Here is a 24,651-nt window from a genome sequence, read left to right as displayed (position 1 = left end):
CCGGTGGACACCGGGAGGTCCAGGGGCGATGGCCGAACAACCCGTCGCGGGGCCGTTCCCGACCGTCCCCCTGACCCGGCGCACCCCCGGCGACCCGGCCGCGCTGGCCGCACTGGTCGACCGGCTGCCGGCCGCCGTCCTCGCGCTGGACCCCGCCGGCCGGCTCACCTGGCTCAACGCCGCCGCCGAGCGACTGCTGGGCGCGCTGTCGCCGCTCCTGCTGGGCCGGGTGCTCGCCGAGGTGCCGGGCACCGCCGGGCGGGCGCTGGCCTCCGCCGGGGACGAGGCCGCCGACACCGGGGAGCCGGTCACCGTGCAGGCCGCCGGCGGCTGGCACGAGGTCCGCGCCGCCCGGGCCGAGGAAGGGCTGGCGCTCACCGTCTCCGACGTGTCCCGCCGGCGGACGGTGCAGGAGCGGGCCGACCGGGCCGCCGCCCGCGCCACGCTGCTGGTCCGGGTGGCCGCGGAGCTGTCCGGCGCGCTCGACGGCGTCTCCGCGCTCGGCCGGCTCGCCCGGCTGGTCGTCCCGGTGCTCACCGACGGCTGCGTGGTCACCGTGGTCGACCGGGAGGGCCGCGCCCGCGACGTCGGGTCCTGGCACGCCGACCCCGACCGCCGCGACCTGCTGGCCCGCTACGCGCGGGTGCGGCTGGACACGCTGCCGCCGTCGTCCCCGGTCGGGCGCGCGCTGCGCACCGGGGAGCCGGTGTCCTCGGCGGTCGCCGACGTCCTGGCGCTCATGAGCGACGACGGCACCCGGGAGATGCTGCGGGCGCTGCGGGCGGAGTCGGTGGTGGTGCTCCCGCTGCCGGCCGAGTCGCGCACCGTCGGGGTCCTGTCGCTCTACCTCGACGCCGGCCGGCAGGTCTCGGCCGAGGACCTCGCCACCGCCCGCGCCGTCGCCGTGCAGGCCGGGCGCGCGATCGACCGGGTGGGCCGGCAGAGCCGTCAGATCCAGCTCGCCGAGGCGCTGCAGCGGAGCCTGCTCACCGCACCGCCGGACTTCCCCGGCGTCGAGGTGGTGGTGCGGTACGTGCCCGCCGCGGAGGCCGCGCGCGTGGGCGGGGACTGGTACGACGCGTTCCGGCACCCCGACGGCGACGCCGTCGTCGTCATCGGCGACGTCGTCGGGCACGACACCGCGGCGGCCGCGGCGATGGGGCAGCTGCGGGGGCTGGTCCGCGGCATCGCGCACTCCAGCCGGGGCGGCCCCGCCGACGTGCTGCGGGGCCTGGACGAGGCGATGGCGACGATGCACGCCGGCACGCTCGCCACCGCCGCCGTCGCCCGGCTGGAGTGCGGCGGCGCGCGGCTGCGGTGGGCCAACGCCGGGCACCCGCCGCCGGTCCTGCTGCGGCCCGACGGCAGTGTCGAGGCGCTGGAGCACGAGGAGGCCGACCTGCTGCTCGGCGTCGACCCGGAGGCCGAGCGCCGGGAGGACGTGGTGCCGCTGGCCCCCGGGACGACGGTGCTGCTGCACACCGACGGGCTGGTCGAGCGGCGCAGGAGCACCCTCGACGAGGGCACCGCGCGGCTGCACGCGACGCTGGCCGGGCTCGCCGGCTCCCCCCTGCCGCGGCTGTGCGACGAGCTGCTGGCCCGGATGCTGGAGGGCACCCCGCAGGACGACGTCGCCGTCGTGGCGCTGACGGTCAGCCCGCCGGTCTGACGGGCGCGAGACACGCCTCACCCTGCGGGGGCGGACACGGTTGGGCGGTGCACCGGCTGGGCACCCCGGTGACCGTCCGAGAACGGGACGACGGCGGAGAGAGGACATGGCGCGACTGAGCTGGCCACTGCGGCCGCTGCCCGACGGCCGCGGTGAGCTGTGGCGCTGGGACCTGGGCGACATCGCCGAGCTCCCGGCTGCGCGCGCCGGCCTCCGGGACCACCTGAGCGCCCTGGGCTTCCCCCGCGACCCGGAGGACCCCGCGTCGGACCGGCTGATCCTGGCGTTCGACGAGTTGGCGTCGAACGCGCTGCGGCACGGCCTGTCCCCCGTCGTCGCCACCGTGGTGGCCGGCACGGGCGGCTGGCTGCTCGACGTCAGCGACCGCGACCCCGACACGATGCCGGCGCCCGCGGTCGGTCGGGACCCGGCGCAGGGCGGCCTGGGCCTCTACCTCGTCGCCCGGCTGTCGGTGGCCCACGGCTGGTACGTCGACGACGGCTGCAAGCACGTGTGGGCCTGCCTGCCGACGTCGATCGAGGAGGCGGCGGTCAGCACCGCCTGACCAGCCTGCCGGTCAGGCCGGCTCATCCCGCCAGCCAGGCGCGCAGCGGGGGCAGGACGACGGCGGTGAGCAGCCGGTAGCCGCGTTCGTCGGGGTGGACGCCGTCGCCGGCGCGCACCGCCTCCGCCCAGGCCGGGTCGCCGGCGAGCGGGGCGGCGAGGTCGGCGAACGGGACGCCTCGGGAGGTGGCCACCTCCGCCATCGCGGCCGACAGCGCCAGCGCGCGCTCGGTCCAGCCGTCGTCGGGGCCCGGCGGCGGGCCGGTGACGAAGGCGGGCCAGCCGGCGGCGTGCGCCTCGTCGAGCATCCCGGCGAGCACCTCGAGCGTGCGCTCCTGCGGGACGCGGCGGCGCCCGTCGGGCGCGGAGACGTCGTTGGCGCCGAGGGACAGCACGACGCGGTGGTCGGTGCCGTCGCGGAGCCGGGCACGGACCTCGGGGTACCAGCGGCGGGCGATGTCGAGGGAGGTCTCCCGGCGGACCCCGAGCGGGTAGCCGGTCACGTCGACCCCGTCGTCCCGCAGCGCGGCGAGCACGGGCCCGACCCAGCCGGCGCCGGTCCCGTCACCGACCCCGGCGGTGAAGGAGTCCCCGACGAGGCACAGGCGCAGGTCCCGGGTCACGGGCAGAGTGTGCCGTCCGGGCGGACGGCGGGGGCCGAGTGCGCCCGGGGCGGCGGGGACGGGTGTCCCTGCGCCGCCCCGGGGCAGCCCTCAGGAGGGGATCACCAGCGAGAGGCGTCCCTTGCCGTAGCCGGGGACCTCGACGGCGAGGTCGAGCCGGTTGAAGGCGGCGAGCATGCCGGCGATGTCGCCCGGCAGGTCGTCGCCCGGGGCGTACGACTGGTAGAGCTTCGAGTGCGGCGCGCCGGGCACGTTGAACAGCGCCGACAGGACGTTGACGACCTCGTGCAGGGCCTCGGTGAGCATCGCGGTGAGCTCGCCGTCCTCCTCGACGGCGTCCTGGACGCCGCCGGGCGGGAGCAGGGCCAGCGCACCGCCGGTCCACGCCGCGAGCGGCAGGTCCATGACGCAGAGGGCGTTGACGGCCATCGTCGGGCTGACGTAGACCGCGACCGAGACCGGGTCCTTCTCGGTCGGCGTGACCGGGGCGCCCGGGGTAACCGAGACCGGCTTGCCGACCAGGCCCGAGAGCATGTCCTTGACGGCCTTGGCGTCCGGCAGGACGACCGTGAGCGGGGCGGTCATGCCAGCACCGCGTCGAGGTGCTCGGAGAACGTGTCGGCGGTGAACGGCTTGGCGATGAGGAACAGCGCGCCGGCGTCGGCGGCCTTCTCCCGCATCTCGGCCGAGCCCTCCGAGGTGACGAAGCCGAACGGCACCGAGGAGCCCGAGCCGCGCAGCGCCTGCAGGCACTCCAGGCCGGTCATGTTCGGCATGTTCCAGTCGGACAGGACCAGGTCCGGGCTCTCGGACTGCACCTTCTCGTAGGCGTCGCGGCCGTCCTCGGCCTCGACGATGTCGTGGTCGTCGTAACCGGCCTGCCGCAGGGTGCGGATGACGATCTGCCGCATGACGCGGCTGTCGTCGGCGACCAGGATCTTCACAGGGGCACCTCGTTCTCTTCTTCGGTGTGCAGGACGGACTGCACGGAGACGGTGAGCGGCTGTCCGCGCCACAGGACGTCGACGCGGACGGTGTCGGCGGGGGAGCCGGCGGGCGGGGTGGCACCGACCTCGGGCAGGCCGAGGGCGGACGGTCCGGGGAGGACGGCCTTGACGTTGCCGCCGACCACGTTGGCGAGCTCGCCGAGGGCGTCGTCGACGTCCTCGTCCTCGAGCACCTCCGGGGAGTGCTCGCGCAGGAGCGCGCGGGTGAGCTCCAGGGCGGTGTCGCGGCCGGTGGTGAGGACGACGGTGCCGGTCCAGGGGCCGGTGATGTCCACCCAGGAGCTCAGCGTGTCGGCCGGCAGAGGCGCCGGGAGCGGCACGAGCACCTCGTCCTCGCCGACGAGGGCGAGCCACGCCTGCTCGGTGATCTCGGTGACGGTGACGTCGTCGATGAGCTCGGCGACGGCCGGCGGGCGGTCGCCGGCGCGGCGGCGCGGCCCGGCGTCGGTCGGGGCGGTCACAGGGAGACCTCCTGCGGGAGCAGGCCGAGCAGCGCGAGCTTGTCGCGCAGGGCGTCGGCGGTGAACGGCTTGATGACGTACTCGTGGGCGCCGGCGGCCAGCGCGCGCACGATCTGGCCGTGCTCGCTCTCGGAGGTGACCATCATGAGGGTCACCGACCGCCAGGCCGGGTTCGCGCGGACGGCGTTGACGAACTGCAGTCCGTCCATCACCGGCATGTTCCAGTCGATGGTGCAGAGGTCCGGCACCCAGCCCCCGTGGAGGACGTCGAGCGCCTCCTGGCCGTGTCCGGCCTGCCGCGTCTCGTAGCCGTACCCCTCGAGGGTCCCGGTCACGATGCGCCGCATGGCGCGGGAGTCGTCGATCACCAGAGCGCGCACGGTCATGCCCCCTTCAGCGGGCGGTAAGCGGAGGTCCGGCCGATGACGACGCGGCTCCAGGAGTCGTCGACGCCGAGGGTGGTCTCGGCGGCACCGAGGAACAGCCACCCGTCGGGACGCATGAGCTCGCGCACCCGGCGGAGGATCGCCTGCTTGGTGGGCAGGTCGAAGTAGATGAGGACGTTGCGGAGGTACACGACGTCGAACGGGCCCATCCGCGGCAGCGGGGCGGCCAGGTTGCACTCGCGGGCGGTGACCATGCGGCGCAGGGTCGGCGAGACCTCCCACTCGCTGCCGGCCCGCTGGAAGTGGCGCACCAGCATGGGCGCGGGCAGCCCGCGGTTGACCTCGAGCTGGCTGAACCGGCCGGCGCGGGTCCGCTCGACCATCTCGCGGGAGATGTCGGTGGCGGTGATCGCGACCCGCGCCGCCGCGTTCGGCATCGCGTCCTCGAGCAGCATCGCGATCGTGTAGGCCTCCTGGCCACTGGAACAGGCCGCCGACCAGATCTGCAGCCGCTCGGCCGGGCCGCGCGCGGACTGCAGCGCCGGCAGCACGGTGGAGGTCAGCGCGGTGAACGGGTCACCGTCACGGAACCACGAGGTCTCGTTGGTGGTGAGCGCCTCGACGATCTGGCGGGTGTCGTCGGGCCGCGGCCGGCTGCGCACGGTGTCGACGAGCTGGTCGACGTCGGACAGACCCATCTTGCGGGCCAGCGGGAGGAGCCGGGCCTCGACGAGGTACTCCTTGCCGGGCGCGAGCACGATGGCGCTCTCCCGGTGCACCAGCTGACGCACCCAGTCGAAGCGGGTGGCGGTGAGGGTCATCGGGGAGCTCCCGTCGCGAGGGTCAGGTGGGCGGGCTGCGGCGGGCTGCCGGGGAGGGCGCGGGCCTGCGCGGGCGCCAGGTGGCGGGTGATCGCCTCGGCCACGCGGTCGAGCGGGAGGACCTCGTCGGCCAGGCCGGCCTGCGTGACGGCGCCGGGCATGCCCCAGACGACGGAGGTGGCCTGGTCCTGCGCGATCACGGTGCCGCCGGCGTCGCGGATGACGCCGGCGCCGGCGCGGCCGTCGGAGCCCATGCCGGTGAGCACCACGGACAGGACGGCGCCGTCGAAGGCGGCGACCGCGGAGCGGAACAGCGGGTCGACGGCGGGGCGGCAGAAGTTCTCGGGCGGGCCCTGCGACAGCATCGTCACGGCGCCGCGGCCGGTGCCGCGCACGGTGAGGTGGTGGTCGCCGGGGGCCAGGTGCACGGTGCCGGGCAGCAGCGGCGAGCCGTCGACGGCCTCCACGACCCGCAGGGCGCTGAGCCGGTCGAGGCGCTGGGCGAACTGGCGGGTGAAGACCGGCGGCATGTGCTGCACGAGCAGCACCGGCACGGGCAGGGTCGCCGGCAGCGCCGGGATGACCTTGGCCAGGGCCTCGGGGCCGCCGGTGGAGGAGCCGATCACCAGGACCGCGGGCGCCTTGTGCGGGGTCGTGCGGGGCGCCGGCGGGCGGGGGGCCACCGCGGCGACCGGGCGGGCGGCGAGGCCGGGCAGGCCCACCGGACGCCCGGTGAGCGCCTTGATCTTGGGGATGAGCTGCTCGCGCACGCTCTCCATCGACTGCGCGACGCTGCCGACGTTCGCCGGCTTGGTGACGTAGTCGTTCGCGCCGGCGGAGAGGGCGTCGAGGGTGGCCGACGCGCCCCGCTCGGTGAGGGTGCTGAACATGACGATCGGCACGCGGTTGCGGCGGGCGCGGATCGCGCGCACCGCCTCGATGCCGTTCATCTCCGGCATCTCGATGTCCATCGTGATCAGGTCGGGCCTGAGCGCGTCGACCTTGCCCTGGGCGAGCTTGCCGTTCACCGCCGTCCCGACGACCTCGATGGAGGGATCGGAGGACAGCACGTCCGTCACGATCTTGCGGACGACGACCGAGTCGTCGACCACCAGCACCCGGATCGGGTCCACACGTCCTCCTGCTCGGCCGGCAACGGCCGGGGGGCCGTTCCTCGGGGTCTCGGCACCGCGGGAGGAGGGGTCAAGGTCACTTCCGGCGCTGATCCGGAACGGCCTCGGGCATCCCACCCGCATCGCCTGTCCCAGGAGTTGTCGGCCGTCCCACCCGTCGTGTTGACGCGTCCCGCGCAACCGTTACGGGGGTGGCGGGTCAGTGGCGGGCGGGCGTTCCCATGTCGACAGCGCCGCCGGCGGGTGCGGTGGCGGGCACCGCGCTGACCTGCGCGGAAGCGCGCCGGCTCACCGGATCGGGGGACGACGGGGCGCGGTCACCGCGAGCCCGCCCGGGCCGGCAGGCGCTCGGCCCGGGCGCGAGATGCGGATGGTCGCCGCTCGGCCCGGCGTGTCCGCGCGTGTCAGCGGCAACGAGCCGATGATCGACTCGGGAGGACGCCGATCAGCGGCCGGTGACGCGGTGCCAGGGGGCCAGGAGGACGCCGAGCGCGCTGCTGTCGAGCAGGTCGCCCATGGCCAGCCCCTGGACGACGCCGGCGAGGGCGTTCCACGAGCCGGAGGCGCCGTCGCGGGCGTCGAGGCCGCCCGCCGCGAACGCGCGGACCCCGAGCAGCTGGGCGGTGGCCAGCGCCCGGGTGCGGCCGGAGACGTGCGCGGCCCACGAGGCCTCGTGCATGGCCGTGGCCCACGGGCGCTGCTCGGGCCGGCCCTCGTCGACGGCGGCCCGCCAGCGGTCGCGGCCGCGGGCGTCCAGGGCGCCGAAGGTGGCCAGCAGCGAGGAGAGCCCGGGCGTGGCCGGGCCGAGGTCGGCGCCGGCGCCGCGCACGGCGGCGTCGGGGACGGCGGTGGCGAACGGCGTCACCAGCTCGCGGCGGACCAGCGGCGGCAGCACACCGGCCGCCCACTCCCCCACCACGGCGTCGGCGAGCACCTCGGCGGCCCGCTCGCGCACCTCCGGGTCGGCCTCGGCGTACGCGCGGTGTTCGGGGCCGAGGACGTCCTCGCGCAGCACCCGCTCCACGGCGGCGACCGTGCCGATCGTGCCGCGCTCGAGCTGGGTCACCAGGACGGCGGCGCGGTCGCCGGCGCCGGGCGTCACGGAGCGCAGCTGCGGCACGGCGGCGGCGAGCTCGCGGGCCCGGCGGGAGCGGACGGCGAGGGTGGCGCGCTGCTCGCGGTCGGCGTCGCGGGACCGGGCGGCGGCGGCGAGCGCGGTGAGCTCGGCGGGGCCGGCGGCGAGGCCGGTGAGCAGGACGTCGGCGGCGGCGCGGCCACCGGGCAGGCGCACCAGGTCGAAGCCCAGTGTGGCGGCACTGACCAGCGTGTACGGCACGTCTCCCCCTCCGACGGCGCCGCCCGGGAAGGGGCGACCGTCAGAGCCTGGCGGGGATCACGCCGCAACGCCACGCGGCCGTCACCCGTTCGCCGGAGGGGCGGAGGGTGACGGCCGCGTGGCGGTACCGATCAGGTGAGGGCGAGGTGACGCTGCGTCATGCGCCGACGGCCTTCTGGACGTCGAGGGCGAGCAGCAGCTGCCCGTCGAGCTTGTAGGCGCCGCGGATGAGCTCGCGGGCCTGGCCGTCGAGGGTGTCCGGCGGGGCCTCGAAGTCGGCCGCGTCGACGTCGACGACGTCGGCGATCGAGTCGACCAGCAGGCTCACCGCCTCGCCGTGCAGGCGCACGACGATGACGACGGCGTCGGTGTCGGCCGGCCGGGGCCGGCGGCCGAGCCGCTCGCGCAGCTCGATCGCGGTCACCACCTGGCCGCGCAGGTTGATCAGCCCGGCGACGGCCGGCGGCGCCAGCGGCACCCGGGTGAGCTTCTGGCTGCGCAGCACCTCCTGCACGTGCTCCACCTCGACGCCGTAGAGGTCGCCGTCGAGCCGGAAGGTGGCCAGCTGCCCGCTGGTGGCGCGGGTGGGGGTGTCGGTCGCGGTCGTCACGTCAGACCTCCAGCAGGGCGGACGAGGGGTGGTCGGTGGCGTAGAAGGCCGGGTCGGCCGCGAGGATCGCGGCGCGGACGTCGAGGAGCTCGGTCACCTTGTCGCCGAGGACGGCGGAGCCGAGCAGGCCCAGGTCGTCGATGTCGCTGCGGACGGCGGCCCCGCCGTCGACGATGTCGAGGATCTCCTCCACGACGATCGCGACGCTCCGGCCGTGGTCGCTGTAGACGATCACCTCGAGCACCTCGCGGTCGCTGGTGCCGTAGGCGCCCAGGTGCCGGTCGAGGCGGACGATCGGCAGGATCGCACCCCGGTACTGCACGACCTCGCGGTTGCCGACCCGCTCGACGGACTCCGTGCGCACCTGCTCGAGGCGGGTGACGGTGTCCAGCGGGATGGCCACGCGCCGGCCCTCGCCGATCGCGGCGAGCAGCATCCGCTGCCGGTCGGTCTCGACGGCGACGGTGCGGGCCGCGGCCTCGCGGGCCTCCTGCCGCTCGGCGGTCTCGGTGCGCAGCGCCCGGCGGGCCAGCGCCTGGACGTCGAGGATGAGCGCGACGGCGCCGTCGCCGAGGACGGTGGCGCCCGAGTACAGGCCGATCGCCTTGAGCTGGCCGCCGACGGCCTTGACGACGATCTCCTCGGTGTTGATGACCCGGTCGACGACGAGGCCGAAGCGCCGGCCCTCGGACCGCAGCACCGCGATGACGACGTGGCCGTCGTGCCGGTCGGAGGCCAGGCCGAGGACGTCGGTGAGCCGGACGAGGGGGAGCAGCTCGCCGCGCAGGCGGTAGACCGGCGCGCCGCCGACCTCCTCGACGGCGTTGGCGGCCTTCTCGGCGTCGAGGCTGACCAGCTCCTGCAGGCTGATCTGCGGGATGGCGTAGCGGTCGCCGGCGCACTCGACGGTGAGCGCGGGGACGATCGCCAGGGTCAGCGGGATGCGCAGCCGGCAGACGGTGCCGCGGCCGGGCTCGGACTCGACCTCGATGGTGCCGCCGATCGACTCGATGTTGGTCTTGACGACGTCCATGCCGACGCCCCGGCCGGAGACGTTGGTGACGGCGGCGGCGGTGGAGAAGCCGGGCGCGAAGATCATCTGCAGGATGTCCTGCGGGCCCATGCGGGCGAGCTGGTCGGCGGTGACCAGGCCGCGCTCGACGGCCTTGGCTCCGATCCTCACCGGGTCGATGCCGGCGCCGTCGTCGGCGACCTCGACGACGACCTGGCCGCTCTCGTGCTTCGCGCGCAGGGTGAGCACGCCCTCGGCGGGCTTGCCGGCGGCGCGGCGGCGGTCGGGGGCCTCGATGCCGTGGTCGACGGAGTTGCGGACCAGGTGGGTCAGCGGGTCCTTGACCGCCTCCAGCAGCGTCTTGTCGAGCTCGGTGTCCTTGCCCTCCATCTCCAGGCGGACGTTCTTGCCGCACTGGATGCCGAGGTCGCGGACGACGCGGGGCAGCTTGGACCAGATGTGGTCGATCGGCTGCATGCGCGTCTTCATGACGCCCTCCTGCAGCTCGCTGGCGATGAGGTTCAGCCGCTGCGAGGCGCGCACCAGGTCGGTGTCGGTGGAGCGGCCCACGTACTGGACGATCTGGTTGCGGGTCAGCACCAGCTCGCCGACCAGCAGCATGAGCGAGTCGAGCAGGTCGACGTCGACGCGGATGGTCGAGTCGGCGACGGCGCGGCGGGCCTGCTGGCCGCCCTGGCCCTCGGCGCGCGCGGCGCCGGCGGGCTGGTCCTCGTGGTGGTCCTCGGCGGGGTGCTCGTCGGCCGGGTGCTCGTCGGCGTGCTCGTCGTGCGCCTCCTCCTGCACCGTCTCGGCGGCGGCCTCGGCGGGCGCCTCGGCGGCGACCTCGGCGGGGGCCTCCGTGACGGTCTCCGTGACGGTCTCCGCGGCGGCCTCGACCACGGCCCCGGCGGCCTCCGGGACGACGGCCTCGGCGACGGCGGCCTCGGCGACCGGCGCGGCGGCGGGCGCGGCGGCGCGCGCGGCGGCGCGCGGGGCGGCCGGGGCGGCCGCCGGCGCGGGACGGTCCTCCATCGCGGCGCTGATCTCGGCGACGACGGCGGAGACGTCCACGCCGCCCTCGCCGCCGGTGGCCTCGATCGAGGCGAGCAGCGAGCGGACGGTGTCGACCATCCGCAGCAGCACGCTGGTGCGCTCGGGGGTGAGCGCGAGGACGCCGTCACGCAGCCGGGAGAGCATGTTCTCCCCGACGTGCGTGACCTCCTCGAGCCGGCCGAACGCCAGGAAGCCGCTGGTGCCCTTGATCGTGTGGATGGTGCGGAAGATGCTCGAGAGCCGCTCGCGGGAGTCGGGTTCCTGCTCGAGGGCGACCAGGTCCGTGTCGAGCTGGTCGAGGTTCTCGTGGCTCTCGACGAGGAACTCCTCGACGATGTCGTCCAGACCGTCCACCGCTTGCCTTCTCTCTCGCTGTCCGGGGCGGGCGCCCCGCTGGGTCTTCGACGTCGGCCCGGTCCGTGTTGAGGCGAACCCCGGGCGTCGCCGGTCGTCGGGTGGTGTCATCGGCAGTCCCGCGCCCGGAGCCGACCGGTGGCCGGCCCCGGGCGTGGAGCTGCTCAGTAGGTGAAGCGGGCGACGCTGGTGCGCAGGTCGGCGGCCATCCGGGACAGCTCGTCGACGGCGGTGCGCGTCTGGGTCAGCGCCTGGGTGGTGCTGTCGGCGGCGGAGGAGACGCCGGAGATGTTGTCGGCGATCTGACCGGAGCCCTGCGCGGCCTCCTGCACCGAGCGCGACATCTCGTTCGTCGTCGCCGTCTGCTCCTCCACCGCGGAGGCGATGGTGGTCTGCCGGTCGGAGATCTGCGCGACGATCTGGGAGATCTCGCCGATCGCCGTGACGGCCGCCGTCGTGTCGCCCTGGATGGCCTGCACCCGGCGGGCGATGTCCTCGGTCGCCTTCGCCGTCTCCTGGGCCAGCTCCTTGACCTCGTTGGCCACCACCGCGAAGCCCTTGCCGGCCTCCCCGGCCCGGGCGGCCTCGATCGTGGCGTTGAGGGCGAGCAGGTTGGTCTGCTCGGCGATCGAGGTGATGACCTTGACGACGTTGCCGATCTCCGCCGAGCTCTCGCCGAGCTTGGCGACGGTGGCGGTGGTGGTCTCCGCGGCGGTCACCGCACGGGCGGCGACGGCGCTCGCCTCGGCGGCGTTGGTGGCGATCTCGCGGATCGAGGCGCCCATCTCCTCGGCGCCGGCGGCCACGGTCTGCACGTTGCGGGAGACCTCCTCGGCCGCACCGGACACGACGCCCGACTGCGCCGAGGTCTCCTCCGCCGAGGCGGAGATCTGGGCGGCGGAGGCCGACAGCTCCTCGCTGGAGGCCGCGACGGCGTCCGCGGCGCCGACCACGGAGGACATGACGCCGCGCAGCGTCTCCTGGGCGTCGCCCAGCGCGGCGGCCATGCGGCCGAGCTCGTCCCGGCCGCGCACCTCGGGGGTGACGGTCAGGTCGCCGGCGGCCAGCGCCTCGACCGAGGCCTGCACCGAGCGGACCGTGCCCACGAGGCGGCGGACGACGAGGAGGGTCAGCCCGCCGGCCAGGGCGATGCCGATCGCCAGCGAGGTCCACAGGGTCACGGTGGCCGAGGAGACGATGCCGACGGCGTCGCCGGTGTCGGCATCGCCGGCGGCCACGCGCCGCTCCTGCATGGCGTTGTACTGGTCCATGATCGAGTCGGAGGCGTCCTGCAGCGGGCCGGTGACGACCGCGGCGGCGACGGGCAGCTGGCCGGCGTCGGCGGCCGGGAGCAGCTGGGTGTCGGCGACCTCGTAGTAGCCCTCGACGGTGGCGCGGAACTCCGCGAACGCCGTCTTGTTGACCGTCACCTCGGCGTAGGCGTCGAGCTGGCCGTCGATGGTCTCGCGGCGCTCGGCCAGGTCGGCGCGCAGCTCCACGCGGGTCTGCGGGTCCACCAGCGCGTAGCTGTTGTAGCGCGAGCGGTCGCCCTGCCAGGAGCGCTGGATGTTGGCGAGGTCGGCGAGCCGGACGACGTTGTCGTTGATCCGGGTGGCGGCCGCCTCGACCGCGTGGAGCCGGTTGACCGCCAGCACGGTCATGGCGACGGCGACGACCGCGAGGACGGCGACAGCGGCGCCGATCTTGACGGCGACCGGGCGGTCGGCGAACCAGCCGCCGGAGCGGCCGGCACGGGTGGTGGACATGGGTGTGCTCCTGGGTGGTCTCGTGCCGGGGGATCAGTAGGTGAAGCGGGCGACGCTGGTGCGCAGGTCGGCGGCCATGCGGGACAGCTCGTCGACGGCGACGCGGGTCTGGGTCAGCGCCTGGGTGGTGCTGTCGGCGGCCGAGGAGACGCCGGAGATGTTGTCGGCGATCTGACCGGAGCCCTGCGCGGCCTCCTGCACCGAGCGCGACATCTCGTTGGTCGTGGCGGTCTGCTCCTCCACCGCGGAGGCGATGGTGGTCTGCCGGTCGGAGATCTGGGCGACGATCGCGCTGATCTCCCCGATGGCGCCCACCGCCGCCGAGGTGTCGCCCTGGATGGCCTGGACGCGCCGCGCGATGTCCTCGGTCGCCTTCGCCGTCTCCTGGGCCAGCTCCTTCACCTCGTTGGCGACCACGGCGAAGCCCTTGCCGGCCTCGCCCGCCCGGGCGGCCTCGATCGTGGCGTTGAGCGCCAGCAGGTTGGTCTGCTCGGCGATGCTCGTGATGACCTTGACGACGTTGCCGATCTCCGCCGAGGACTCGCCCAGCTTGGCCACCGTGGCCGTCGTGGTCTCCGCGGCGGTCACCGCACGGGCGGCGACGGCGCTCGCCTCGGCGGCGTTCGTGGCGATCTCCCGGATCGAGGCGCCCATCTGCTCCGCACCGGCGGCCACGGTCTGCACGTTCCGGCTGACCTCCTCGGCCGCACCCGACACCACACCGGACTGCGCCGAGGTCTCCTCCGCCGAGGCGGAGATCTGCGCCGAGGACGCGCTGAGTTCCTCCGAGCTCGCCGCCACCGCGTCGGCCGCGCCGACGACCGAGGCCATGACCCCGCGCAGCTCCACGACCGCGCCGTCGAGCGCCTGGCCCATCCGGCCGAGCTCGTCCCGGGTGGTGAGCCCGGCGGTGCGGGTGAGGTCACCGGCGGCGAGGCCCTCGGCGACGTGCTGCACCCTCGCCACGCCGCGCGCCAGGCCCCGGGCGACGACCCAGCCGAGGCCGGCCGTGACCGCGATGCCGACCAGCATGAGGACGAGGGCCAGGGTGCGCTGCGACTCGTAGTCGGCCCGGATGCCGGCGGCCGCCGCGGACGCCCGCGTCTCCTCGAGGTCGGTCAGGGCCTGCAGGTCATCGGTGAGGGCGGAGACGATCGGCGCGCCCTGCGCGTCGTTGGCCGCCACCCAGCCGCGCACGTCGTTGGCCAGGGCGAGCGGGCCGAGGACCGTCTCCTGGAGGGTGACGTACTCCTCCATCCCGGCCTCGATCTCGTCGAGGAGCGCCTGGGCCTCCGGGGTGACGCCGGAGGCGACGTAGCCGTCCATCGCCGCCTGGAAGTCCTCGCGGTAGCCGTCGACGACGGCGAACGCCTCCTGCGTCTCCGCGGGCGTCTCGACGAGCAGGGCGTTGCGGGTGCCCACGCGCATGTCGCTGAGGAGCCCGTCCATCTCCGCGGCGCGCAGCGCGCCGACGAAGTTGTCCGCGTAGAGCGCGTCGGCGGAGTCCGCCGTCGAGCCGAGGGCCTGGAGGCCCAGCAGCCCGACCGTGCCGGTGACGACCGCGCCCAGCGCCACGGTGCTCAGCACCTTGGTGGTGACACCGCGGTCGCCCCACCAGGAACTGCCGGCGCGGGGGCCGGAGGGGCGGACGTCGGTCGGGTTGCTCATCGGGTCTCTCCACATCTCGTGCGCGGCGGCGACCGATTGCGCCGCCGGGTGAAGAGTGGCGGAACGGAAAAGGAACTGGCGCCGTCCGGGAATGGCGTGTCTGTAACGATCCGGAAACGGGCGGATGCCGCTCCCGGAAAGGGGTAGCGCGCCGTTTTCCGGCATTTGTCGACACGTCCGGACGGTTCGCTGACCAGCGCGGACAGCTTGTCGACATGGGAACACGCGCAGGTCGAAAAGCACTCGGGCACATCTCCGCAGGGAGGCCGAACGACAGCGGCCCCGCTCCCGGTCGCCGTGGTTCGACGACCGGGAGCGGGGCCGGGAATGGCGTCAGCGGACGCCGGAGACAATTCCTGGAATGGCGGAGGTCACCAGGTGAAGCGGCCCACCGTGCCGCGGAGGTCGGCGGCCATCCGGGACAGCTCGTCCACGGCGGTGCGCGTCTGGGTCAGCGCCTGCGTGGTCGAGTCGGCCGCCGTCGAGACGCCGGAGATGTTGTCGGCGATCTGACCGGAGCCCTGCGCGGCCTCCTGCACCGACCGGCTCATCTCGTTCGTCGTCGCCGTCTGCTCCTCGACGGCCGAGGCGATGGTGGTCTGCCGGTCGGAGATCTGGGCGACGATCGAGCTGATCTCCCCGATGGCGCCCACCGCGGCGCCGGTGTCGGCCTGGATGGCCTGGACGCGCCGCGCGATGTCCTCGGTCGCCTTCGCCGTCTCCTGCGCGAGCTCCTTCACCTCGTTGGCCACCACCGCGAAGCCCTTGCCGGCCTCGCCCGCCCGCGCCGCCTCGATCGTGGCGTTCAGGGCCAGCAGGTTCGTCTGCTCGGCGATGCTCGTGATGACCTTGACGACGTTGCCGATCTCCGCCGAGGACTCGCCCAGCTTGGCCACCGTGGCCGTCGTGGTCTCCGCGGCGGTCACGGCGCGGGCCGCCACCTGGCTGGCCTCCGCGGCGTTGGTGGCGATCTCGCGGATCGAGGCGCCCATCTGCTCCGCGCCGGCGGCCACGGTCTGCACGTTGCGGGAGACCTCCTCGGCCGCACCCGACACGACGCCCGACTGCGCCGAGGTCTCCTCCGCCGAGGCGGAGATCTGGGCGGCGGAGGCCGACAGCTCCTCGCTGGACGCGGCGACGGCGTCCGCCGACGACACCACGGCCGCGAGGACCTCGCGCAGGTTGCCCTGCGCCTCGCCCAGGGCGGCGGCCATGCGGCCGACCTCGTCGCCGGAGGTCACCTCGGGGGTGACGGTCAGGTCGCCGGCGGCCATCGCCTCGGCGGAGCGCTGCACCGAGCGCACGCCGCGCAGGATGCGCCGGACCACCCACACCGTGAGACCGACCGAGAGCAGGACGGCGGCCAGCGAGGTGGTGACGAGCAGCGTGATGGCACTGCCGGCCTGCTCGTCGGTCGCGGCGTTGCGGTCGGCGGCCTCCGCCGACTGGGCGACGCCCTCGGCCTCCAGCCCGTCGGCGATGTCGGTGAGCAGCGGGCTGGACACCTCGCGGTAGACGAGCGCGTAGCCGGCCAGGTCGCCGCGGTCGGCTGCCGGGAACAGCTGGCTCTCGTTGCTGGCGAGGAACTGCTCGCGGGCCCCGAGGTAGAGGTCCATCGCCTCCTGGTCGACGACGTGGGGCTCGTACTCGGCCAGCGCCGTGGCGATGTCGGCGTCCTTCTCCTCCATCTCCCCGCGCAGCTCCACCCGGCGGGCCGGGTCGGAGACGGCGTACTCGAGCACCCGGGCGCGGTGGGCCGCGGTGGCCCGCTGGACCGCCGACAGGGCGTTGAGCGGCTCCAGGTTCTCGGTGTAGATGCGCTCCTGGTCCGCGCGCATCTCCTGGATGCGCACGACCGCGAGCAGGTTGGTGGCCAGGACGACGACGGCCAGCAGGCCGACGACGGCGCCGATCTTGACGCCCAGCGGCCGGTCGCTGAACCAGCCGCCGGGACGGCCGGCGCGGGAGGTGCTCACGGTGGGGTGCTCCTGTACGGGGGAAGGGGATCAGTGGGTGAAGCGGGCGACGCTGGTGCGCAGGCCGGCGGCCATGCGGGAGAGCTCGTCGACGGCCATCCGCGTCTGGGACAGCGCCTGGGTGGTGGAGTCCGCGGCGGCCGAGACGCCGGAGATGTTGTCGGCGATCTGCCCCGACCCCTGGGCCGCCTCGCTCACCGAGCGGGACATCTCGGCCGTGGTGGCGGTCTGCTCCTCCACCGCGCTGGCGATGGTGGTCTGCCGGTCGGAGATCTGCGCGACGATCTGCGAGATCTCACCGATCGCCGAGACGGCGGCGCCGGTGTCCTTCTGGATCGCCTCGACGCGGCGGGCGATGTCCTCGGTCGCCTTCGCCGTCTCCTGCGCCAGCTCCTTGACCTCGTTGGCCACCACGGCGAAGCCCTTGCCGGCCTCCCCGGCCCGGGCGGCCTCGATCGTGGCGTTCAGGGCCAGCAGGTTGGTCTGCTCGGCGATGCTCGTGATGACCTTGACGACGTTGCCGATCTCCGCCGAGCTCTCACCGAGCTTGGCGACGGTGGCGGTGGTGGTCTCCGCCGCGGTCACCGCCCGCGCGGCCACCGCCGACGCCTCCGCGGCGTTCGTGGCGATCTCCCGGATCGAGGCACCCATCTGCTCCGCACCGGCCGCGACGGTCTGCACCGAGCGCGACACCTCGTCCGCGGCGCCGGCCACGACGCCGGACTGGGCGGATGTCTCACCGGCGGAGGCGGAGATCTGCGCGGCCGACGCGGACAGCTCCTCGCTGGACGCCGCGACGGCGTCCGCGGAGGCGGCCACGGAGTCGAGCACCTCGCGCAGCCCGGCCTGGGCCCGGTCGAGGGCGTCGGCCATGCGGCCCACCTCGTCGCGGGAGGCGACCCCGGAGGCGTGCGTCAGGTCGCCCTGGGCCAGCGCCTCGAGCGAGGCCTGCACGCTGCGCACCGGCCGGATGACCGAGCGGGCGGTGAGCCAGCTCAGCACCGCCAGCAGCAGGAAGCCCAGGACCGCGACCACCATGGCCGTCGTCTCCCAGCGGTTGATCGTGCTCTCCAGCTCCGCGGACGCCGCCTCGGCCTCGGCGGCGAGGGTGTCCTTGGCGGTGCCGACGGCGGCGTCGGTGAGGTCGTTGGCGGCCTGGATGTCCTCCCAGCGCAGCCGCGCGCCGGCCTGGTCGGCGACCGCCGTGTTCACGAACGCGGTGATCGCGTCGGTGTAGTCGCCGTAGGTGTCCTGCAGGGCGGCCACGGCGGCCGCGCTGTCGCCGCTCAGCTCGATGCCGGCCAGCTCGTCGAGCAGGGCCTCGGGGGTGGCGATGTCGTCGGCCAGCTCGGGCAGCTGCTCGGCCGGGACCGGGCGGACCAGCGCCTTGAAGCCGTCCACCTTGAGCTCGCTGGCGCGGGTGTCGAGCTGGAGCACGAGCTCCTGGGCGTCGTTGAGCGCCCGGGACCGCTCGTCGGCGTCGCGGACGGCGGCGTTGCCGAGCAGCGACGCGCCCAGCAACCCGCCCAGTGACAGCGTGCCGACCGCGACGAGCGCGCCGAACTTGACCGAGAGCGGGCGGTCGGCGAACCAGCCGCCGCTGCGGGGGGACGAGTCGGACACCAGGGCCTCCTGGGCTGCGTGCACGCGGCGACGGGGAGGTGGCGTGCGCGTTGATGGTGCGACTCCTGCGAACCGCCGTCCGCGCGCGTCGGACACCGGCGGGCGGATCGTTGCGGACCTGGCGGTCACCGGTGGCAGCGCCGTCGACGGGTCGACGACCCGGATCCACTCACCGGCGGCCCGACGGGGTCCCCACGCGGGGGAGGGTCGCCGTGTCGACGCGCCGGGGGAGGGTCGCCGTCCCGGGGCAGGACGGTCACCCGGGGGCGCGGCGCGACGCGCCGCGACGGGGTCAGGCGAGCAGGTCGCCGAGCCGGCCGAGGACGCCGACGACGGCCGCCGGGTCGGTCACCCGGTGCGCCGCGGCGGTGGGACCCTCGCCGACCTTGATGCCGACGTCGTCCGGGCCGAGGAGCCGGAACACGTCCTCGTCGGTCAGGTCGTCGCCGAGGTAGACGACCGCGGCGGCGCCGAGCTCCTCGCGCAGGCGCTGCACGGCGCTGCCCTTGTCGGCGTCGACGAGCACGAGCTCGAGGACCGCCTTGCCCGGCTTCTTCGTCAGTGACGGATCCGCGGCCGCATCGGCGGCCGCCAGCAGCTCGGCGGCCGCGGCCGGGTCGGCGACCTGCCGCACGTGCACGGCGACGCTGACCGGCTTGACCTCCAGCCGGGCACCGGGGACGGCGGCCACCAGAGGGGCCAGCACCTCGGCCAGCGCGTCGCGGCGGCCGGCGAGCTCGCCGGTGAGCGGGCCGCCGAACTCGGCGCCGTGGCTGCCCACCCAGCGGTAGGGGCCGGTGAGGCCGCTGACCCGCCGCAGGTCCTCGACGCCGCGCCCGCTGACCAGCGCGACGGTGACGTCCCCGCCCGCCGCGGCGACGCGCGCCAGGGCCTCGGCGATGCCGGGGGCGGGGACCGCCGCGGAGGGGTCGTCGACCAGCGGGGCGAACACGCCGTCGTAGTCCGACGCCACGAGCAGCGGGCGGCGGGCGGCCAGCGCGGCGAGCGCCGCCTCGAGGGCGCCGTCGAGGCCGGGGTTCACGCCTGCGCGCGCAGCGCGTCGAAGAACGACGTCGCCCAGTGGTCGAGGTCGTGCTTGGCCAGGTAGCGGCGCATGGCCCGCATGCGGCGGGCACCCTCGTCCGGCTCGACCCGCAGCGCGCGCAGCAACTGGTTCTTCACCCCGGCGATGTCGTGCGGGTTGACCAGGAACGCCTGCTTGAGCTCGGACGCGGCCCCGGCGAACTCCGAGAGGACCAGGGCGCCGCCGAGGTCGGCGCGGGCGGCCACGTACTCCTTGGCCACCAGGTTCATGCCGTCGCGGTAGGGCGTCACGAGCATGACGTCGGCTGCGCGGTACAGGGCGGCGAGCTCCTCGCGCGGCATCGACTGGTTGAAGTAGTGCACCGCCGGGCCGCCGATGGAGCCGAAGACGCCGTTGATGTGCCCGACCTGCTGCTCGATCGTCTCGCGCATGTGCACGTAGTGCTCGACGCGCTCGCGGCTGGGCGTGGCCACCTGGACCATCACCGTGCCCGGGGCCTCGACGACGCCGTCCTCGAGGAGCTCCTGGAAGGCGTTGAGCCGGACGCTGATGCCCTTGGTGTAGTCGAGCCGGTCGACGCCCAGGATGATCTTCTCCGGGTCGCCGAGCTCGGTGCGGATCTCCTTGGCCCGGGCCACGACCTCCGGCGAGCTCGCCAGCTCGTCGAAGGCGGCGACGTCGATGGAGATGGGGAAGGCGCGGGCGGTGACCACCCGGCCGTCGTACTCGATGGTGGCGCCGCGGGTGGGCAGCTCGTGCAGCCGCCGGGCGAGCTGGACGAAGTTGGCCGCCGCGCTCGGCAGCTGGAAGCCGACCAGGTCGGCGCCGAGCAGGCCCTCCACGATCGCCGAGCGCCAGGGGAGCTGGGTGAACAGCTCGTAGGGCGGGAAGGGGATGTGCAGGAAGAAGCCGATGGTCAGGTCGGGGCGTCGCTGGCGGAGCATCGCCGGCACCAGCTGCAGCTGGTAGTCGTGCACCCACACGATCGCGTCCTCGGCGGCGACCTCGGCGGCGCGGTCGGCGAAGCGCTTGTTGACCTGCACGTAGGTGTCCCACCAGGTGCGGTGGTACTCCGGCTTCTCGACCACGTCGTGGTACAGCGGCCACAGCGAGGCGTTGGACATGCCCTCGTAGTAGCGGTCGACCTCCTCCTCCGAGAGCTCGACCGGGATCAGCGACATCCCGCCGGACTCGAAGGGCTCCGGCGCCCCGCCGGCCGAGCCGGACCAGCCCACCCAGGCGCCGCCGCGGCCGGCGACGAAGGGCTCCAGCGCGGTGACCAGGCCGCCGGGGGAGCGCTGCCAGCGCGTCGACCCGTCGGGGTCGGTGACCTGGTCGACCGGCAGGCGGTTGGCGACGACGACGACCGGGCTGTCCGCCTGCACGTCTCCCGCGTCGGTCCCGGCCATACCGAGGCGACCCTATCCAGCCCGCGGCCGACCGGCACCCGCAGGGGGCGGTCAGCGGGCGAGCAACCACCCCGCGGCGGCCGCGCCCAGCCCGAGGACGAGGGTGGCGGCCAGGTACGCAGCGGCCCGGGCGACGGCCCGCTCCTCCACCAGCCGGACGACGTCCAGGCCGAAGCTCGAGAAGGTGGTCAGCGTGCCGCAGAAGCCGGTGCCGACCAGCGCGAGCACCGGCGCCGGGACGCCCCCGAGGCCGAGCAGCACCCCGAGCAGCGCGGCGCCCGCGACGTTGACCGCGAGCGTGCCGAGGGCGGCGTCCCGTCCGGCCCGGGCGGCCAGCCGCGTGGCGAGCAGGCGTAGCGGGGCACCCACCAGCGCGCCGGCGACCACGAGCAGCGGCGTCACCGGGCCGCCGTCCGCACCGCCCGGCGCACCGCGGCGACCCCGGCGGCCACGGCGAGCACCCCGCCGACGACGGAGGCCAGCACGTAGCCGAGGGCCGCCGCGAGCGCGCCGGCGTCGGCCAGGGTGACGACCTCGACGGCGAACGCGGAGTAGGTCGTGTAGCCGCCCAGGACGCCGACGGCGAGGAACGGCCGGGCCCAGGCCGGCTCGGGGTCCCGGCGGGCGAGGACGCCGGTGAGCACGCCGATGAGCAGGCAGCCGGTGAGGTTGACCATCAGCGTGGCCCAGGGCCAGCCACCGGCGGGGGAGGGGAGCACCTCCGCGATGCCCCACCGGGCGAGCGCACCGAGCGCCCCGCCGAGCGCCGCCAGTAGATACGCCACCCGTCCCCCGAGGCATTGGAAGCTCTGCGCACGTATCGGACGCCGATACGTGCGTAGAGCTTCCTATGCCTCGTTGCCAGCAGACCGTCAGGCCGGGGTGCGCGTCCTCCCGCGGCGCCGCCACAGCGGCTCCACCCCGGCCAGCTCCTCCTCGCTGGCCGTCCGGAACGGGGGAGCGGCCGGCGCCTCGACGGCCCGGCGGCCCTGGCCGCGGGTGGCGCGCAGGCTCGCCCAGACCGAGACGGCGAGGATCGTGGAGATCACCGCGAGGCTCACCGTGGTCGGCACGTAGAAGAGGTCGACCTTGAGCAGCATCTTTCCGCCCACCCACATCAGCACCAGCGCCAGGCCGGCCTTGAGGTACACGAAGCGGTGGATGAGGTCGGCGAGCAGGAAGTACATGGCCCGCAGGCCCAGGATCGCGAAGGCGTTGGCCGTGAAGACGAGGAACGGCTCGTCCGTGACGGCGAAGATCGCCGGGATCGAGTCGACGGCGAAGACGACGTCGGTGACCTCGACGAGCACCAGCACCGCCAGCAGGGGAGTGGCGAGCAGGACGCCGCCGCGCCGGACCACGAACCGCTGCCCGTGGTAGGCGTCGGTCATCGGCACGAACCGGCGGAACAGCCGCAGCGTGCGTGAGCGCGAGGGGTCGACGTGCTCGTCCCGCTGCCGGAGCATCCGCCAGCCGGTGACCAGCAGGAAGGCGGCGAAGACGTACAGCACCCACGAGAAGCTCTCGATCAGGGCCGCGCCACCGGCGATGAACGCGCCGCGCAGCACCAGCGCGCCGAGGACGCCGTAGAACAGCACCCGGTGCTGGTACTCCCGCGGCACCGCGAAGAAGGTGAAGACGATCGCCCACACGAAGACGTTGTCCACGGCGAGCGACTTCTCGATCAGGTAGCCCGCGTAGTACTGCTGGCCGTACTCGGCGCCGTACGCGGCCCACACCCAGGCGCCGAACCCGACGCCGAGCGCCACCCACACCGCCGACCACGCGGCGGCCTCGCGCACGCCGATGACGTGCGCGCGGCGGTGGGCGAACAGGTCGACGGCGAGCACGGCGACGAGAACGCCGAGCACGCCGAGCCAGAGCCAGAAGGGGACGTCCACGGGTCGTGCCTCCAGTCGGTGATTCCCAACCGGAGGTCTCTCCCGCCCCGCAGGGGGCCCGCTCCGCCGGACCCCGCCCGAGGGGCCGTACTGACGACGGGAGCGCGTGGGGATACTCCCCTCCCGATGACGAGTGAAGCAGAGTTCACCTGTCCGCGCCACCCGGAGGAGCCCCGTGAGCGACGAGCGACCGTCCTGGACGTTCCTGACCAACCACGGGCACGTGCTGCTCGCCGTCGCCGCCGACCCCGACGCCCGGGTGGCCGACGTCGCGGCGCGGGTGGGCATCAGCACCCGCGCGACGCTCGGCATCCTCGCCGACCTCGAGGACGCCGGGTACGTCACCCGCGCCCGCCGCGGCCGGCGCACGCACTACGAGGTGCAGCCGCACCGCCCGTTCCGCCATCCCGCCACGGCACACCGCGACGTCGACGACCTGCTCGCCCTGTTCCGCCCGGGCTGAGCCCGCCTCAGCGCCGGCGGGTCTCGGGGAAGAGCAGGTCGACGAAGCGCGCGGCGGTCGGGCGCGGCTCGTGGTTGGCCAGCCCCGGCCGCTCGTTGGCCTCCACGAACACCGCGTCGGGGCCCTCGACGTCGGGCACCAGGAAGTCGATGCCGGTCACCGGGATGCCGATGGCGCGGCTGGCCCGGACCGCCGCCTGGGCGATCTCGGGGTGCAGCCGGTCGGTGACGTCGTCGATGGTGCCGCCTGTGTGCAGGTTGGCCGTGCGCCGCACCCGCAGCCGCTCGCCGTGGGGGAGGACGTCGTCCATCCCGTGGCCTGCGCCGCGGACGACGTCGGCGGTGACGTCGTCGAGCGGGATGCGCGACTCGCCGCCGGTGGCCCGCTCCCGGCGCCGGCTGGTCTCGCGGACCAGTTCGGTGACCGTGCGGCGGCCGTCGCCGACCACCTCGGCCGGCCGGCGCACCGCGGCCGCGACCACCTCGTGGTCGATGACCACCACGCGCAGGTCCTCGCCGGGGACGAGTTCCTCGGCGAGCACGTCGGGGCAGAACAGCCGGGCGGCGGCGACCGCCCGGCGCAGCTGCTCCTCGTCGGTCACGCCGACGGTGATGCCCTTGCCCTGCTCGCCGCGGGCGGGCTTGACCACCAGCTCGCCGACCTCGGCGAGCAGCTCCAGGGCGGGGCCGAGGTCGTCCTCGGGGACGGCGACGCCGCGGGGCACGCGCACCCCGGCGGCCTCGACGATGCGGCGGGTGACCCGCTTGTCGTCGCAGCGGCTCATGGCGACGGCGGTGGTGAACTCCGACAGCGACTCGCGGGTGAGCACCCGGCGGCCGCCGAGCGACAGCCGCATCTCGCCGAACTCGGCGTCGGTCACCTCGACGCGGATCCCGCGGCGCAGCGCCTCGTCGGCGATGATCCGCGCGTAGGGGTTGAGCTCCTGCAGGCCCGGCGGGCGGGCGGCGAACAGCGGGGTGTTGATCGGGTTCTTGCGCTTGACGCAGACCGCGGGCACCCGGACGAAGCCGAGCTTGCGGTAGAGCGCGATCGCCCCGGAGTTGTCGTGCATGACCGAGAGGTCGACGTAGGAGCGGCCGCGGCCGACGTAGCGCTCGGCGAGCACCCGCACCAGCGCCTCCCCGGTGCCGGCGGGGGCGTTCTGCGCGTCGACGGCGAGGCACCACAGGCTCGTGCCGCCCTCCGGGTCGCCGTAGGCGAGCACGTGGTCGACGCCGGTGACGGTGCCGACGATCTCGCCGGTGCGCCGGTCCTCGGCCACCAGGTAGGTGAAGCAGCGGGTCCGGTGGTTGGCCCACATCGTCTCGGGGTCGCCGGTGACCATGCGGTTGCGGGCGTAGATCCGGTTGATCGCCTGCATCTCCTCCAGCGCGGTCACCGTGCGGACGAAGACGCCGCGGATGAGCTCGGGGCGGGGCCGGTAGCGATAGAGGTCCAGGCGGTAGGTGTAGCTGGGGTCGATGAACAACTCGTCCGGCGCCAGGCCCACGAGCACGTGCGGGTCGCGGGCGTAGACGCAGATGTCGCGCTGGCCCGTCTCCTCGGCCCGCAGCGCGGTGAGGATGTCGCGCATCTCGGCGAAGGTCTGGCCGAACACCAGCCGGCCCCACGCGAGGTCGAGGACGACGTCGGTGTCCATGCCCTCGAGCTCGTGCTCGGAGGGCTTGGCCCAGGAGCGCCGGGTCAGGTCGGGGGTGGGGCCGGCCGCCGGGGAGCGGCGGCGCAGCCCGGCGAGCCGCGGAGGAGCCAC

At 74.8% G+C, this 24,651-nt stretch carries 23 protein-coding genes; 3 read left to right on the top strand and 20 right to left on the bottom strand.

Annotated features, from left to right (window positions below):
* Nucleotides 1-28 precede the first annotated feature (28 nt).
* A complete protein-coding gene (locus tag ACI79X_RS13855) occupies nt 29-1,669 on the top strand; it encodes a SpoIIE family protein phosphatase (protein WP_457025987.1) in 1,641 nt (546 codons plus the stop codon).
* Between the two features lie 106 nt (nt 1,670-1,775).
* Nucleotides 1,776-2,234, top strand: a complete 459-nt coding sequence (locus ACI79X_RS13850) for an ATP-binding protein (protein ID WP_457025986.1) — start codon at nt 1,776-1,778, stop codon at nt 2,232-2,234.
* A 22-nt stretch (nt 2,235-2,256) separates the two neighbouring features.
* Here ACI79X_RS13850 and ACI79X_RS13845 read toward each other — a convergent pair whose 3' ends face one another.
* The 19 genes from ACI79X_RS13845 to ACI79X_RS13755 form a co-directional block, all read right to left on the bottom strand.
* On the bottom strand, nt 2,257-2,856 hold the full coding sequence (locus ACI79X_RS13845) for a GDSL-type esterase/lipase family protein (protein WP_457025985.1): 600 nt from the start codon (nt 2,854-2,856) through the stop codon (nt 2,257-2,259).
* A 90-nt stretch (nt 2,857-2,946) separates the two neighbouring features.
* Nucleotides 2,947-3,441: a hypothetical protein gene (locus ACI79X_RS13840; protein WP_457025984.1), complete on the bottom strand. Its 495-nt coding sequence runs from the start codon at nt 3,439-3,441 to the stop codon at nt 2,947-2,949.
* The gene (locus ACI79X_RS13835; protein WP_457025983.1) at nt 3,438-3,800 is read right to left on the bottom strand and encodes a response regulator; all 363 of its coding nucleotides are present in this window, start codon (nt 3,798-3,800) and stop codon (nt 3,438-3,440) included. Before ACI79X_RS13835 ends, ACI79X_RS13840 begins: the two co-directional genes overlap by 4 nt.
* Nucleotides 3,797-4,324 carry a chemotaxis protein CheX gene (locus tag ACI79X_RS13830; protein ID WP_457025982.1) on the bottom strand — a complete coding sequence of 176 codons (528 nt, stop codon included), beginning with the start codon at nt 4,322-4,324 and terminating at the stop codon, nt 3,797-3,799. The genes ACI79X_RS13835 and ACI79X_RS13830 overlap by 4 nt, the downstream gene beginning before the upstream one ends.
* Complete coding sequence (locus tag ACI79X_RS13825; protein WP_457025981.1) at nt 4,321-4,710, bottom strand: response regulator; 390 nt, start codon at nt 4,708-4,710, stop codon at nt 4,321-4,323. Before ACI79X_RS13825 ends, ACI79X_RS13830 begins: the two co-directional genes overlap by 4 nt.
* Nucleotides 4,707-5,531, bottom strand: coding sequence for a CheR family methyltransferase (locus ACI79X_RS13820; protein ID WP_457025980.1), 825 nt, complete (start codon nt 5,529-5,531; stop codon nt 4,707-4,709). The genes ACI79X_RS13825 and ACI79X_RS13820 overlap by 4 nt, the downstream gene beginning before the upstream one ends.
* On the bottom strand, nt 5,528-6,664 hold the full coding sequence (locus tag ACI79X_RS13815) for a protein-glutamate methylesterase/protein-glutamine glutaminase (RefSeq protein ID WP_457025979.1): 1,137 nt from the start codon (nt 6,662-6,664) through the stop codon (nt 5,528-5,530). Before ACI79X_RS13815 ends, ACI79X_RS13820 begins: the two co-directional genes overlap by 4 nt.
* A 445-nt stretch (nt 6,665-7,109) precedes the next feature.
* On the bottom strand, nt 7,110-8,000 hold the full coding sequence (locus ACI79X_RS13810) for a hypothetical protein (RefSeq protein WP_457025978.1): 891 nt from the start codon (nt 7,998-8,000) through the stop codon (nt 7,110-7,112).
* 157 nt (nt 8,001-8,157) lie between these two features.
* Nucleotides 8,158-8,610 carry a chemotaxis protein CheW gene (locus ACI79X_RS13805; protein ID WP_457025977.1) on the bottom strand — a complete coding sequence of 151 codons (453 nt, stop codon included), beginning with the start codon at nt 8,608-8,610 and terminating at the stop codon, nt 8,158-8,160.
* A gap of 1 nt (nt 8,611) precedes the next feature.
* Entirely contained in the window at nt 8,612-11,029 is a 2,418-nt protein-coding gene (locus tag ACI79X_RS13800) for a chemotaxis protein CheA (RefSeq protein WP_457025976.1), read from the bottom strand.
* A gap of 164 nt (nt 11,030-11,193) precedes the next feature.
* Nucleotides 11,194-12,795: a methyl-accepting chemotaxis protein gene (locus ACI79X_RS13795; RefSeq protein WP_457025975.1), complete on the bottom strand. Its 1,602-nt coding sequence runs from the start codon at nt 12,793-12,795 to the stop codon at nt 11,194-11,196.
* Between the two features lie 33 nt (nt 12,796-12,828).
* The gene (locus ACI79X_RS13790; RefSeq protein ID WP_457025974.1) at nt 12,829-14,463 is read right to left on the bottom strand and encodes a methyl-accepting chemotaxis protein; all 1,635 of its coding nucleotides are present in this window, start codon (nt 14,461-14,463) and stop codon (nt 12,829-12,831) included.
* A 371-nt stretch (nt 14,464-14,834) separates the two neighbouring features.
* Nucleotides 14,835-16,439, bottom strand: coding sequence for a methyl-accepting chemotaxis protein (locus tag ACI79X_RS13785; RefSeq protein WP_457025973.1), 1,605 nt, complete (start codon nt 16,437-16,439; stop codon nt 14,835-14,837).
* 30 nt (nt 16,440-16,469) lie between these two features.
* Nucleotides 16,470-18,062 carry a methyl-accepting chemotaxis protein gene (locus tag ACI79X_RS13780; RefSeq protein WP_457025972.1) on the bottom strand — a complete coding sequence of 531 codons (1,593 nt, stop codon included), beginning with the start codon at nt 18,060-18,062 and terminating at the stop codon, nt 16,470-16,472.
* A 292-nt stretch (nt 18,063-18,354) separates the two neighbouring features.
* A complete protein-coding gene (otsB, locus tag ACI79X_RS13775; RefSeq protein ID WP_457025971.1) occupies nt 18,355-19,104 on the bottom strand; it encodes a trehalose-phosphatase in 750 nt (249 codons plus the stop codon).
* The gene (locus tag ACI79X_RS13770) at nt 19,101-20,516 is read right to left on the bottom strand and encodes an alpha,alpha-trehalose-phosphate synthase (UDP-forming) (RefSeq protein WP_457025970.1); all 1,416 of its coding nucleotides are present in this window, start codon (nt 20,514-20,516) and stop codon (nt 19,101-19,103) included. Before ACI79X_RS13770 ends, otsB begins: the two co-directional genes overlap by 4 nt.
* Before the next feature lie 51 nt (nt 20,517-20,567).
* Nucleotides 20,568-20,918 carry a CrcB family protein gene (locus tag ACI79X_RS13765; protein WP_457025969.1) on the bottom strand — a complete coding sequence of 117 codons (351 nt, stop codon included), beginning with the start codon at nt 20,916-20,918 and terminating at the stop codon, nt 20,568-20,570.
* Complete coding sequence (gene crcB / locus ACI79X_RS13760) at nt 20,915-21,301, bottom strand: fluoride efflux transporter CrcB (RefSeq protein WP_457025968.1); 387 nt, start codon at nt 21,299-21,301, stop codon at nt 20,915-20,917. The genes ACI79X_RS13765 and crcB overlap by 4 nt, the downstream gene beginning before the upstream one ends.
* 87 nt (nt 21,302-21,388) lie before the next feature.
* A complete protein-coding gene (locus tag ACI79X_RS13755; protein WP_457025967.1) occupies nt 21,389-22,417 on the bottom strand; it encodes a TerC family protein in 1,029 nt (342 codons plus the stop codon).
* Between the two features lie 175 nt (nt 22,418-22,592).
* Between ACI79X_RS13755 and ACI79X_RS13750 the strand changes: the two genes are divergently transcribed.
* On the top strand, nt 22,593-22,880 hold the full coding sequence (locus ACI79X_RS13750; protein ID WP_457025966.1) for a helix-turn-helix transcriptional regulator: 288 nt from the start codon (nt 22,593-22,595) through the stop codon (nt 22,878-22,880).
* Nucleotides 22,881-22,887: 7 nt separating this feature from the next.
* On the opposite strand, the gene ngg is transcribed toward ACI79X_RS13750, so the two are convergent.
* On the bottom strand, nt 22,888-24,651 hold the full coding sequence (gene ngg, locus ACI79X_RS13745; protein WP_457025965.1) for an N-acetylglutaminylglutamine synthetase: 1,764 nt from the start codon (nt 24,649-24,651) through the stop codon (nt 22,888-22,890).

It is taken from the genome of Geodermatophilus sp. SYSU D01119 (assembly GCF_054049975.1).
This window is presented reverse-complemented; position numbering and strand designations above follow the sequence as displayed.

Excerpts from the sequence above, each read along its gene's own strand:
- ACI79X_RS13855 (WP_457025987.1), top strand. The coding sequence starts at position 29 with ATGGCCGAACAACCCGTCGCGGGGCCGTTCCCGACCGTCCCCCTGACC.
- ACI79X_RS13850 (WP_457025986.1), top strand. The coding sequence starts at position 1,776 with ATGGCGCGACTGAGCTGGCCACTGCGGCCGCTGCCCGACGGCCGCGGT.
- ACI79X_RS13840 (WP_457025984.1), bottom strand. The coding sequence starts at position 3,441 with ATGACCGCCCCGCTCACGGTCGTCCTGCCGGACGCCAAGGCCGTCAAG.
- ACI79X_RS13825 (WP_457025981.1), bottom strand. The coding sequence starts at position 4,710 with ATGACCGTGCGCGCTCTGGTGATCGACGACTCCCGCGCCATGCGGCGC.
- ACI79X_RS13820 (WP_457025980.1), bottom strand. The coding sequence starts at position 5,531 with ATGACCCTCACCGCCACCCGCTTCGACTGGGTGCGTCAGCTGGTGCAC.
- ACI79X_RS13795 (WP_457025975.1), bottom strand. The coding sequence starts at position 12,795 with ATGTCCACCACCCGTGCCGGCCGCTCCGGCGGCTGGTTCGCCGACCGC.
- ACI79X_RS13790 (WP_457025974.1), bottom strand. The coding sequence starts at position 14,463 with ATGAGCAACCCGACCGACGTCCGCCCCTCCGGCCCCCGCGCCGGCAGT.
- ACI79X_RS13770 (WP_457025970.1), bottom strand. The coding sequence starts at position 20,516 with ATGGCCGGGACCGACGCGGGAGACGTGCAGGCGGACAGCCCGGTCGTC.